We start from the raw sequence: 12694 nt of genomic DNA, 5'->3' as shown, positions 1-12694 counted from the left end.
CGGACTACTAACTATGTTATGGTTCGCAAAGCGAGGCTAAAAAAGCTCCCGACTACGGACTACTAACTATGGACTAATTTATCTAGAATTGACATAAACAAATCACCATGAATTTTCAGGATTTTTTAATCAACACTACCACCGCCCGGAGCGGTTTGAAGCCCTCATTTAACACGGGCGAAACACCTACGCAGCAAAACTTCCATGATTTGATTGATGGTTTGTTTTTGCTCCAAGACGATACCGTGTACAAAGACGCCAACAATGGTTTGGCAATCACTACAGGTACTGATGATAAAGCATTGCTCTTTTTTGACCATGAGTCGCAAGACTTGACCTGGTCGGTAGAGATCAACAATGGGTTGCACATCAAAGACAAAGATGGCCAGGCGCGCTTATCGGTGTTGGGCGATGGCAAGGTGGGCGTGGGAACTACCACCCCTGGGGCTAAACTTCATGTGCATACTGAGGCTAATGAAACTCTAATATTTACTACGACTGCATTGGATCAGGGGACTTATGAACGTTTTTCTTTTTACCCTTATTACGTTGGGGCAGAGTACAACGGTCAAGGCACTACGCTGTTTGAGGCTCCTAAAGTGGGCGATGTGAAAGCAAATATTCATTTCAGTTGGCGAGGAGGTGGAGAGGGACTGTTCATAGAAGGTGCAACAAATAATGTAGGCATTGGTACCGCTGACCCAAGTGAAAAGTTGAATGTATATAATGGTAATGTAAGGCTTGACAATGGCTTTATTAGGTTTGATAATACCCCAAGTGTTCCCAATGGTATTACAGGGTATTGTTTGGTGTTTTACCGGGATAGTACTTATTATAATTATAATACTGGTTTTGGTCAGTCAAGTAATAAAGATGTATGGTTTAATGCACATGAAGGATCTTTTAAATATACCTGGGCAGGCACTGACCGAATAAACATCAATTTAAGGTCAGATACCAACGCTTATTATGTAATGGAAGTATTCGGCAAGTTATTTACTACATCTGGTACACTAAATAACTCAGACCTCCGCCTTAAGCAAAATATTGTACCATTGTCTCAGACGTTAGAGAAAATTAGCGGGATAAGAGGAACCTCCTTCCAATGGCGAGCAGAGGAGTTTAAAGAAAAAAATTTCCCTGAGGGAACTCACCTGGGAATCGTTGCCCAGGAACTGATGAAAGTGTATCCTGAACTGGTTAATGAAGACCAAGACGGCTATTTGTCTGTCAATTACACAGGTTTGATTCCAGTACTGACCGAAGCCGTCAAAGATTTAAATAATAAAAATGAAGCTTTGGAGGCGCGGGTATTGCACCTGGAAAAACTGGTGTTGAACGCAAATATGGAGGCTTAGTATAGGCGATAGTCTTTCAGTCGATGGTCGATAGTTTTTTTAGTCCATAGTTAGTAGTCCGTAGTCGGGAGCCTTTGTAGCCTCAAGCTTTTAGCAACAAGCGACAGGTTAATTAGTCGATAGATTTTCTCATAATTGAGAAATCGCTTTGCGAACCATCAAGCAATAAAACCATATAGCAATTGATTAGTATTTACCCTAAAGATTGATTTCACTGTAATCCTAATACAAACATGAACTTTCAAACATTATTCAATAACACTACCACCAAGCGGGATACCTTGAAGCCCGCCTTTAACGTGGGCGAAATACCCACCCAACAGCATTTTTATGACATGATAGACGGCTTGTTTCTACAAGACGATACGGTATATAAAGACGCCAACAACGGTTTGGCGATTCAGGCGGGCACCGACACCGACCAAACCGCCTTATTGCTCTACGCCGATGCCACCTCTGAACCTGCCTGGCAACTAGGCATTGCCAATGGTTTTGAGTTGAAAGATACTGCGGGCAATACGCAATGGATGGTGACCAATGATGGCAAGGTGGGCATTGGTACGACCAACCCAACTGGTCAATTACACTTGTCGTTAAATGATAATGAAATTAACATAGAAAGTACTCCAACGGATTCTCAAATTACCATACAAAACACTTCTACAACTGATGGAAATTTTAGTGCTATTTATTTTGGAAACTCCCTAGGTCAAACCAGTACATCTATTGCCTCTGTTAATGTAAATGCAGATGGACAATATGGTTCTTCAAATCCACGACATGGAGAGTTAAGGTTTATGACTGCTGATCCAGGTGATTTGGGTTCTGTCGCCACAAGAATGACTATTAAGGGAAATGGCAATGTAGGCATTGGTACTACCAGCCCCGAAGCTCCCCTAGATATTCTTGTTGCTGCCAACCAAGGAGCCGAAGAGATGTTACGCATAAAACTAGGTGACGCCTCGCCTGATTATTTTAAAATAATGAATATGACTAGTACTGCTGGGCAGTTTATGCCTAGCGTTTTTGCTCACCATGAAACCGACGACCGAGAAGCGTTGTTTTTGGTAGGCTCTATTACTGCTGCGGTTGATACAGGTACAAGTCCTATTATGCACTTTGAGGCAAGAACCGAGGCAGCTCCTTATACTGTGCCTGAATCTTCTACCCGCCCTTTGTTTGCCTGGGGCAGTTACAATGCCAAAAAAATGGTGATGATGGCAAATGGCGCCGTAGGCATTGGTACTACGACTCCTGATTATAAGCTGGATATATACAGTCCTACTGAAGCTTGGCTAAGGGTACAAAATGGCAACAATGCCAATAATGCCGGAATTATTTTACAAAAATCTAGCATAAGCTGGCAAATTTACAATAGGTATGATGATAAGCTGGATTTTTGGAGTACAAGTGTTGGTAGTGCGCTTACCATCACCTCTTCAGGCAATGTAGGCATTGGCAGTCATAGTCCTGGACATAAATTAGAAGTGCAAGGCACTGTAGCTTCTTTTGGCACCCCTCTATCTTCTGATGTCCGTTTCAAACAAGACATTGTTCCCATTACAGCTGAGGCAATTACAAAATTAAAGCAATTGCAAGGAAGTAGTTTTAGGTGGCGTACCAAGGAGTTTAAGGATAAGAGTTTTTCTGAAGGAACACAGCTTGGTTTCATTGCCCAAGAGGTGCAAGAGGTATACCCCGAACTTGTAGAGGAGGGTACAGGTGGGTATTTATTGATCAACTACACCGGACTCATCCCGGTATTGACCGAAGCCCACAAACAACAGCAACAAACTATAGAAGACCAACAAGCCCAAATAGACAGCTTGGTGGCGCGTATGGTGGCACTCGAAAATATGCTGGCGGCGGCCAAAAGTTAATTACACCCCTGTCAGGTCTGTACGGCAACGCTAAAAAACCTGACAGGGGAAGAAACTACAGCCATCAAACTACTAAGAATCAATCAACATGACTACAGTAAAAACACCTGACTTCGATACCTTGCGCCAAAGCGGGCTGGAACTGATACAAAAACTTGCCCCCACTACTTGGACCGACCACAACAACGCCGACCCAGGCATTACCCTGCTCGACCAGGTTTGTTATGCCTTGCTCGACCTGGGCTATAGGGTAGACTTTAGCATTGAAGACCTATTGGCAGGGGGCAGCGATGCCGCTTATGAGCTATTGTTTTCGCCCCGCAAAGCCTTGAGCAGCCAACCCGTGGTGCCCGAAGACTACCGACGGGTGTTGATTGATGACCCTGGCATACAAAACGCCCACATCAAGCCAAGTACGGCATCGTCGCCTGAGCTGTATTATGCCCCTTTCTCCGAAGAGCTGGTATTGGCGGACTACCGCAGCGAGCTATTGCCTCCCGAAGTGTACCGCCCCGTGCAGCTTAAGGGTTTGGTAGAGGTAAGCATTCAGAAAAAACCAGAGGCAGACGAAGCAACAGTGGAGACTTTTGCCTACCAAAAGGTGTTGGCGAGCAGGGGGCTTGCCACCGACCTGGAAAGCATTGCTATATTGCCCGAAGAAAAGGTGAAGATAAAGGTAGAACTGGAGCTAGGTACCGTTCAAGACGTAGAAGCATTGATGGCAAAGGTATGGCACGTTTTATACCAATACATCAACCCTTCTTTTAGTTTCGAAAATTTAGACTCCTTCAGGCAAGGGCGTTTGATCGAAGGGGTGTTTGATGGACCCGCGTTGGCCAACGGTTTTTTGTCTAAAGATCAATTACGCAAATTTGAGAAACGCGCCGAGCTGAGGCGTTCAGACCTGGTGCAGGCATTGATGAATTTGGCACCTGAGATCAAAACCATTTTGACCTTGGACATTGCCAAAGAAGGGGAGGAGTTTTCGACCAATCGGCTAGACTGGTTGGTGCCTCTGGATGCCAACAAAGCAGTGGTGTTTGACCGCGAAGCCTCAGAGGTATCATTTCTGAGAGATGATTTGCCCGTAGCGTACGACAGCGCCGAAGTAGAAGAAAAATACGAGCAATTATGGCAACAAGCCCAACAACCCGTGCCCGAAGTTCAAGACTTGGACTATTTGCCCACCAAGGGCACCAACCAAGAAGTAGCCTACTATACTTCGGTGCGCCAACATATGCCCGAAGTATACGGGATTACCCCTTACGGTTTGCCCGAAAATGCTTCCCCTGCCCGTCGTGCCCAAGCCCGCCAGTTGAGCGCCTACTTATTGTTTTTTGAACAAATCCTCGCCGATTACTTTGCCCAATTGGGCGGAGTGCCCACGCTTTTGTCGGCAAACCGTGCCCAAGACGATGTGCAAAGTTATTTTGCCCAGGCGTTGCACCCTGACAATGTACCCGCTTTGGAGGGGATTTATCACCAGGATGATGCCCTAAGGGTACAAAGCAATAGCGCTGAAGTATTGGGCAACAATACTGATAAAAGCCGCAGCAGTCGTTTTTTAGACCATTTTTTAGCCCGTTTTTCTGAACAATTTTCCGATAACGTGCTGGCGCAATCGGGCAATAGTGGTGCCTTTACCGATGCCATAGAAGCCAAGCGTGCTTTTGTGCAAGCTATGCCCCAACTAAGTGCCGCGCGGGGCACCGCCTTTGACTATAGCACTACTGCATGGAGTGCTTCGGGTACCCACCAACGCGTTGCCCAATTGTTGGGACTACGTGCGCCCACCCAGCAAAACTTGTCGCTGGGTTTAGAGGGCTTTTACATGATCGAACACATCTTGTTGCGCCCCCGCAGCGGCGATGGTTTCCAACAAGGCGCTTTGCTGGCATTTTTGCCCACCGAAGACCCCTACTCGCTACAGGTAACCTACGTGTTTCATGCCATTGGACGCTTTGCCAACCAACAAGCCAGTATTCGAAGGTTTACCGAACGCTTGCTCCGGCTCGAAACCCCTGCCCATATTCGCATCAAAACCTATTGGTTGAGCACGACGCAGATGACCGCGTTTGAGCCTGCCTATCAAGCGTTTTTAATGGAGTTGTCAACCTTAAAAAATCAAAGCAACGCGCAAGCCCACGCCTTTAGAACCAGCCGCGATTACCTTGCCGATGTATTGTATATGTACCACCCCGATTATCCCAAACCTGCCAACCTGGGAGTGGCAGTACCCGTGCGCGATTTGTCGCTCGAAACCCTCGCCCCAGTGTATGACAGCGATAGCGATACCTGGAAGGTAGACTTTCGCTTGTATTATCCACAAAACCACGTGACTTATCGTATTTGCGACCGCAACCGCCGTCCAATTGCCGGGCTTGCCCCCGTTACAATAAATGCTGATACAGTACGTGAGGAAGACGATGCGCAAAGACCTTATGTGTTGATATCTTCGCCTGCAATCACTCAAGACCAAATTTTTTGGCTAAGGGCAGAGAAAAAGCTGTCGGTAACCAACGCCGGGGGAGTGGCCACCACTAAAACCCTCAAGTCGGTATTTTTGCAGCAGCCCATCAGGGCAAGGGTAGGAGTAGGCTTGGTGAACGCCCAGGCAGCCGAGCCGGAAATAGACTTTGGTACCCAGGCTACCATCGAACTGAGCGGCATTCAGGCAAATGTAGACTATGCCCTGTATGCCGATTTGAACAACAGTGGTACCGCCACCCGCATAGACGACGGAGGTACGTATAACGGGCTGGAAAATGGTACGCTCAGCATTGTTACCCAAGTGACCGACGGGCTCAAAGAAGATGTGCTCATTATAGTGAAAGGAACCCGTGATGGTGCGACTGCCGAAGTGGGCAGTGTACAACTCAAGGTGAGGGCTTATGCCGGGCTCAACCTTGCCCTCAGCCAAAATGTGGTAGATTATGGCGTAACTACGGGGGTAAATGTAACCATCAATGATGGGGCTTTTGCCACCCAAGCCATTGTAGACTATCACCTGTATTACCGCGAAATAAGCGACCCTGAGTTTGTGCACCATAAATTGACTGAGCCCGCCACCACCGATGTGCTGGAGGTAGACAATGGAGAGGGCACTACCGCCAAAATATTGCGTCCTTTAGTGCCTGCTACCACCAATAATGTGCCTGCTACGTATGCCGCCAGCCCAATAAGCGATATAAGCTACCAATTATTGGGCACGATAAGCCCCGCCGCCGATGGTGATGATGTGGTGTTTGACATTGGTGCGCTTAATACCACCCACGATACTATGTTTATGGTGGTGGCTTCTAAAGCAGGGCACGCCCAACCTACTGTGCTAAGCAGCAACGAACGCGCTACCATTGGAGCATTGTTTACCCGACCAATGACCACGGCCACTTATACCATCAACCCCGACCCTGTGGCGAACAATACCAAGGCACGCCTAGAGGTCGCAAATATGCAAGCGGGTATAGTATACTACCTTGAGTACACCAATGGAGCCAAACAAGTGCCCAAGCTTTTTCATGATGCTCAAACCGCCAGCCCGCGCCGCGATGGGGTAGGTTTCTCTAAAGTGGAAGTGGATTGGTCGCCAGGTGATACTACAGCGGCTACTTTCTTTGTAGAAACCAACAACTCGATTACTACCGATAAAACGCTGCGACTGGTGGCAGAAAAGCCTCAAACGGGCGTGTCGGTTATTATTGCCAGCATTGACTTTACAGTAAGCTCATGACCTACGCCCACCACCGACATATCATAAAAAAACAAGTGTTTGAGGTAGCAGTAGCCGGAGAAGAAAAGGCACAGGATATACATGACCAGTTAGGGGCAATTTTTCAACGCAAAGTATTGCCCCTTATCAGCGAAACGCTCGATAGGCTCAGTCCGCCCAATGTGCTGCACCGCCTCGATACCCTAGAGATAGACCTGGGGCAAGTACGTGTAAACCACCTGGAAGAAGACGTTGCTCAACAAGTACAAGCCGTATTAGCCAAGTTGTTGCAAGCCAGTCTTGCCAAGGCAGAAGCCGTTTACCCTGCCCAGGAGCTGGAGCAACACCAGGCGCAAGAAGTAATGCCCCGGCTTAAGGCAGCTTTTAGGGCGTTACTTAATGAAAGGCTTCCGGGCGACACATCGCTGGATACTTTATTGGCCCGCCTCAAGGCCATCGACCTGGGTTTGGCTAGCGAGTATGCGGTGACTGTAGAAAGGCTCAAAACAGCTTTGATTGACTTGCTCAAGGCAAAAGGTGGGTTTGACCAACTGTTGGGCGAAGCCGATGACTGGGTAAATGAGGCACAAGCCAAAGCAGAAAGCAAACAAAACAAGGGAACAGGGGCAGCCAGCGAAATACTGGTCTTTTTTCTGGATACTGGGCGTTTGCCCTGGTGGGCTCAAGCCACCCCCGATTTGCTGGAAAAAGCATTGCTTGCTACTCTGGAACAGCACCCGGTATGGTTACACACCCAACTCAACAAGTACTATAAAACTTCTACCGGATGCAAACGGATCATTGCTACCTTTAGCGACGAGGGATTGCTGGAGCTAGGCGCTAGTTATACTACCAGCCAATACTTATGGCCATTGGTACAGGCCTTGCAAAAAAGCCTACCCTCACTGGCTATATTGTTAGACTATGACTTGGCGCGTTTGCGTTACCTGTTTTGGGAGCTCGCCCTGCTTACGTTGTCGGGACAGGCACCACGTTCGCCCAAGGGCACCCTATTTTTGCAAAACTTTGTGCTGACCCTTGCCCAGGGAGCTACTCCTCCCCGAAAGGCTACCGAAGTAGTCACGCTTTTGGCGCAAGCCCCCCTTGTGGTGGCCGATGCACCTGCAATTGACTGGGGCGAGGTGTGGGCAGAAGCAGACCTTGAGCCAATGCTTGAAACGACGAAGGTGCAAGCAGTAGATGAAGAAGATGAACCCTTATTGCAAAAAAAGTTTACTGCCTCCGACGAAATCTATATAGACAATGCAGGTATAGTAATATTGTGGGTGTTTTTGACCAATTTTTTTAAAAACTTAGATTGGTTGGAGGACAAGCAATTTAAAACGGTTGAACTGCAACACCGAGCAGCTTGGATGCTGCAATACCTGGTGGATGGGACTACCGAACCGCCCGAATATGTGTTGCCTTTGAACAAGTTGTTGTGTGGCATACCCATCGAGCAAGCTCTGGAACCCCAAGCGCCTTTGACTGAAGAAGAACAAGCCGATGCTCAAGTGTTGATAGAAGCTGTGTTGGAATATGCCAAGGGCTTGGGCAATATTTCGGTAGAAGGGCTTCAACAATCTTTTTTGCAGCGCGAAGGGGTACTTACCCAGCCCAACAATAGTAATGGCTACCTGCTACAGGTAGAAAAAGAAACTTTTGATATTTTATTAACCCGGCTAGAGTGGAGCTACCAAGTGGTAAAGCTGCCCTGGATGCCTCAGGCAATTTTTGTAGAATGGTAAATGCAAGTGTACTCGACAATGAGTTGAATTGGTTACGGGAAGTAATCGATTTGCGTTTGTCTATATATTTTGAGACAGGAAAAAAGGATGAGTATCAAACGATTGAGGAATTGCCCCTGCCACCCCTTGAAGCCTCAGATTATGCTGAAGTAGTACAGTGTTTTGACTTGGGGGTTGGCGAACGCTTGGCGCTTGCCTTGTGTATAGCGGTTCACCTACAACCTCAATTATTTGACGTGTTTTTTATCCGAAACCAAACCTATCAACGAAGTTTTACTGAGTTTGGTGGGGTAGTGCCCAACGAGCCAAGCGGGTTTTTGCCCACGGGCGAGACTTTTGTCTTTTTGATGGCGGGCAACAATTTGTCTAAAAGATTAGAGGCAATGGCGTTGTTGCACCAACAACACACACTATTTAGCAGAGGCATAATAGAACTAGTAAGTCGCCCTGCCCAAATAGGAGCTACCCGCCAGAGTGGGCTGTTGCGTTTAACCCCCGAATACGAGGCGCGTTGGTTGTATGGGCAAAGCTACCAACCAGAGTTTAGTGTGCAGTTTCCGGCAAACCGTATGAGTGCGCCCCGTCTTGACTGGAAGGAAGACCTGGTGTTGCCCCGAAGTACCAAAAAGCAGTTGGACGAGATAAAAATCTGGATAGAAAACAAAGACCGTTTGCTGCAGGATTGGACAGTGGGCAAAAACCTGCGCCCTGGATTTCGGGCTTTGTTTTATGGACCACCAGGTACAGGCAAAACCCTTACGGCAAGTATGTTGGGCAAAGAAACGGGCAAGTTGGTATATCGAGTCGACCTCTCGATGATGGTGTCGAAATACATAGGCGAAACCGAAAAAAATCTGGCGCGGGTATTCAATGCCGCCACTCACAAAGATTGGATTTTGTTTTTTGACGAAGCTGATGCCCTCTTTGGAAAACGTACTCAAACCCAAAGCTCACACGACCGCTACGCCAACCAGGAGGTGGCTTATTTGCTCCAGCGTTTCGAAACCTTCGAGGGCATTACTTTGCTTGCCACCAACCTGCGCGAAAACATCGACGAAGCCTTTACCCGTCGTTTCGAATCTATCATTTATTTTCCTTTGCCCGAACCCAGTCAACGCCTCAAGCTTTGGCAAAAGGTGTTGCCGGTAGGCAATAAGAAAAAAATAGCTCAAGACATTGATTTGAATCAAATAGCCGAAAAGTACAAGTTATCGGGGGGTGCCATCACCAACGTAGCACGCCATGCCTCGCTTGCCGCCATTGCGGGCAAAAGTTGCATTACTAATCAAATATTGATGGAAGGCATCCAGCGGGAGTATTGGAAGGAGGGGAAGAGTTTGTAACCATAGCCGATGGTTGATAAATCGTCTTGAGCGGCGAGTCTCTTTTTTGCAAAAATGAGAATAGGAGTGCGGTTGCGGCAAATGGAGAATACTTGCTTCTTAACGAAAGTTATAAGCTTTCTTTTATCCAAAGGCTTCAGTTGAAAAAACTTAAGCCAGCGGTTTTTTTATGTTCATTGTATGCGATACCTTATGTCAAGTATTATCTATCACTTGGCAAACTTCTTTGAAAACTTCTTCGTGGGTTTTGTTAATGGTGTTGATGATGTTGAGGCGGTTGTGTTGTTTGAAGTAATCTATTAAAGGGGCTAGTGCATCATATAACACCATCAGGTTAAGTCGTTCCATTCCTTCAAATGTAGTATCATCAATGCTAATATCATTTCTTAACTCTTCTGCCTTTGCTTTTAATTCATCATCGTGATTAAAAGGCAGGAGTAATATCAAACATAGTTTTTGGTTAAGTAAGTTGTCTATTTTTTTTAACGATTCTTTTTTAAGTTTTGTATTGAAAAGAAAGCCTCTAAACTCATTATCAAGATTTATTTTGTATTCAATGCTTTCTAACGCAAGTTCTTCACTACTTCCTACAATACCTCCTGTAATAACTTGTTCATTGTACGCCTGCATTTTAGCTATTACATCAGTACCTATCATCGTTAAGTCATCCATTAGAGCCATATCATGGTTGAAAAAAGTAAATGGATACTTGTCTATAATTTTATCAATTAGTGCGTCATTTAAATAGTTAAAATCAACACTTTCTAAAAAGACACTTTGATTCATGTTAAAGAAAGGTTTTATGGTTCAGTAAAATATACAAGTAAGTTTTTATCTGCGGCTAGTACTAAGTTGTATTGTTTCTTAGCAGCCTGAAAAGATAAATACTTTTTTGCCATTGACTTTACATCTTCCTGATAATCTAAAGATTTTAAAGATTGTTTTTTAGCTTTTCTTACTAATATATATCTGTAAAATGCAATGTATTCTGTTAAAAGTACCAAGGTATTTTTATCTTCTTTTGATAGTGCAAGTAAAAAGCCATCTAATGTGTATCCACTACCTTCCTTATTTTTGAATTTTTTATTGTAGTTCTCTACATATGTGTCTAATACCACAACATTATAAAACTTTACTGTTTTTACTCCTGCATGCAATAAATTAATTACAGTAAAGATTTGGGCATGTAAAGCAAATATTTCGGACTTGAGAGCTTTAAATAGTTCATCCTTTTCGAGTGACAGTCCTTCAAACCTTACTGCGTGATCTATCTCATGAGTCAAAGCATCAAATTGTGTTCTATCACCTTTTTGCAAACCATCTACTACACTTTGCTTTATAAATGCCGTATGTTGAGGGTAGCCTTTGTAACTGTTTGGACCTATTTCTATGGTCAATTTTTGCCCTCCGCGTTGTTTAACCTTCTTTATCCGATCAAAAAGCATTTTAGGAATTTTTTTACCCCTGCTGTGTCAAGTCTTCTCACAGGGCGACTTGACACGATGAATGAAAGAAGTCTCCCGACTTCTCTGCGAATGCAGCCCTTGCTTGGTGTAAGTGTTTGGTGAGTTTTGCTACGCAAGGAAGTCTGGAGACTTCCCTGTGTTTAGGCTTTCAAGTCTCCTTCGGAAGACTTAAAAAAACAGAGTTATTTTTTGTGCATTACTAAGTTCTATTCTTTAGCTTTTGGTTTGAGGTAAATCTTTTCTGCGTCCTTCTCATTCTCTTTCAGCACTAGTTGATTTTCGGAAAGCTTTATAATGTTAAAGCTTGTAGTATCCTTACGAATGCCTTCTGACAGTATTTTCAGCTTTAATGTATTTCCTTCTATGCTCCATTTGCCTGTTTTCTCCCCCTTGCCTAAAGTCAGAAAAGTTACATTAAATGTCTTATCTTTTCTAAAAGTAAAATCAACTTCCTCTATCAACAAGTCTAATAGAGCGTTGCCCAGTTCCCCAAGCGGCCCCGTAGCTTCTTTCACCTTGTCTTTGTCAGCATTTTTTTTTGTAGCCTTCATGTCCAACCCCCATGACTTGGTTATCAAAACATTTTTATCAGGGGTTTTAGACGTGCAAGAAGCCATTAAAAGGAGGATGGTCAGTGTATAAAAAAAATCGCAAGCGTGTTTAATCATTTTAATTGTAAAGTTTGAGTGGGTAGTTGTTTTTTGGAGAGTAGACTTTTTAGTAAAAAATGGTCTCATAGAACGTAAGATTTTGAGTGGGTTTGATACTGACTTTAAGTTAATGATTTTTCCGCACTATGACACTATTTTTTCACTATTTATAGAAGGGGCATACCTTGTGATAAACCACACTGGCTTGGGTTTAATTGCAGCGGTCACTTAAATCTAACAGCGGTAAACAGTTTGTGCTTGTGCTCTGAGATCGACTCGGAGCGACTGTGATTAGAACGACTCCATAAAAATTGTGATTCAACACAACTTGAAGCTGATTTTTACAGGCGGAATTCTAAGCCTTGATCAATGCGATATGCATCGGAATTCAAAAAACGAACGATGCGTGTTGTTTACGCCTCGCCTGACTCCATTATTCATCCATATTCTATCCTCAATTCAAGCACTAGTACCTCAACCTCTAAATACCTGATACATTATTTTGGCGATATTCGCACCCTGACTTTACTTAAAAAATAT

At 44.9% G+C, this 12694-nt stretch carries 8 protein-coding genes; 5 read left to right on the top strand and 3 right to left on the bottom strand.

The annotated features are described in order from the left end of the window. Positions 1–107: 107 nt before the first annotated feature. From Q0954_RS29845 to Q0954_RS29825, 5 genes are all read left to right on the top strand, one after another. Positions 108–1358, top strand: coding sequence for a tail fiber domain-containing protein (locus Q0954_RS29845; protein ID WP_299464206.1), 1251 nt, complete (start codon positions 108–110; stop codon positions 1356–1358). A 233-nt stretch (positions 1359–1591) separates the two neighbouring features. Next, entirely contained in the window at positions 1592–3238 is a 1647-nt protein-coding gene (locus Q0954_RS29840; RefSeq protein WP_299464203.1) for a tail fiber domain-containing protein, read from the top strand. A gap of 88 nt (positions 3239–3326) precedes the next feature. After that, positions 3327–6968, top strand: a complete 3642-nt coding sequence (locus Q0954_RS29835; RefSeq protein ID WP_299464200.1) for a hypothetical protein — start codon at positions 3327–3329, stop codon at positions 6966–6968. Further along, on the top strand, positions 6965–8695 hold the full coding sequence (locus tag Q0954_RS29830; RefSeq protein ID WP_299464198.1) for a contractile injection system tape measure protein: 1731 nt from the start codon (positions 6965–6967) through the stop codon (positions 8693–8695). Before Q0954_RS29835 ends, Q0954_RS29830 begins: the two co-directional genes overlap by 4 nt. Next, complete coding sequence (locus Q0954_RS29825; RefSeq protein ID WP_299464195.1) at positions 8635–10038, top strand: ATP-binding protein; 1404 nt, start codon at positions 8635–8637, stop codon at positions 10036–10038. The genes Q0954_RS29830 and Q0954_RS29825 overlap by 61 nt, the downstream gene beginning before the upstream one ends. Before the next feature lie 195 nt (positions 10039–10233). On the opposite strand, the gene Q0954_RS29820 is transcribed toward Q0954_RS29825, so the two are convergent. The 3 genes from Q0954_RS29820 to Q0954_RS29810 all read right to left on the bottom strand — a co-directional run bounded on the left by Q0954_RS29820 (position 10234) and on the right by Q0954_RS29810 (position 12172). Continuing rightward, complete coding sequence (locus Q0954_RS29820) at positions 10234–10824, bottom strand: hypothetical protein (RefSeq protein ID WP_299464192.1); 591 nt, start codon at positions 10822–10824, stop codon at positions 10234–10236. Positions 10825–10838: 14 nt separating this feature from the next. Next, positions 10839–11483, bottom strand: a complete 645-nt coding sequence (locus Q0954_RS29815; protein ID WP_299464189.1) for a hypothetical protein — start codon at positions 11481–11483, stop codon at positions 10839–10841. Positions 11484–11710: 227 nt separating this feature from the next. Next, complete coding sequence (locus tag Q0954_RS29810) at positions 11711–12172, bottom strand: lipocalin family protein (RefSeq protein ID WP_299464186.1); 462 nt, start codon at positions 12170–12172, stop codon at positions 11711–11713. Between the last annotated feature and the right edge of the window lie 522 nt (positions 12173–12694).

This window comes from uncultured Microscilla sp., assembly GCF_947493425.1.
Taxonomy (GTDB): Bacteria; Bacteroidota; Bacteroidia; order Cytophagales; family Microscillaceae; genus Microscilla.
The sequence above is the reverse complement of the archived record's forward strand: the minus strand, read 5'-3'. Positions and strand labels throughout refer to the sequence as shown.

Excerpts from the sequence above, each read along its gene's own strand:
- Q0954_RS29845 (WP_299464206.1), top strand. The coding sequence starts at position 108 with ATGAATTTTCAGGATTTTTTAATCAACACTACCACCGCCCGGAGCGGT.
- Q0954_RS29810 (WP_299464186.1), bottom strand. The coding sequence starts at position 12,172 with ATGATTAAACACGCTTGCGATTTTTTTTATACACTGACCATCCTCCTT.
- Q0954_RS29815 (WP_299464189.1), bottom strand. The coding sequence starts at position 11,483 with ATGCTTTTTGATCGGATAAAGAAGGTTAAACAACGCGGAGGGCAAAAA.
- Q0954_RS29820 (WP_299464192.1), bottom strand. The coding sequence starts at position 10,824 with ATGAATCAAAGTGTCTTTTTAGAAAGTGTTGATTTTAACTATTTAAAT.
- Q0954_RS29830 (WP_299464198.1), top strand. The coding sequence starts at position 6,965 with ATGACCTACGCCCACCACCGACATATCATAAAAAAACAAGTGTTTGAG.
- Q0954_RS29840 (WP_299464203.1), top strand. The coding sequence starts at position 1,592 with ATGAACTTTCAAACATTATTCAATAACACTACCACCAAGCGGGATACC.
- Q0954_RS29835 (WP_299464200.1), top strand. The coding sequence starts at position 3,327 with ATGACTACAGTAAAAACACCTGACTTCGATACCTTGCGCCAAAGCGGG.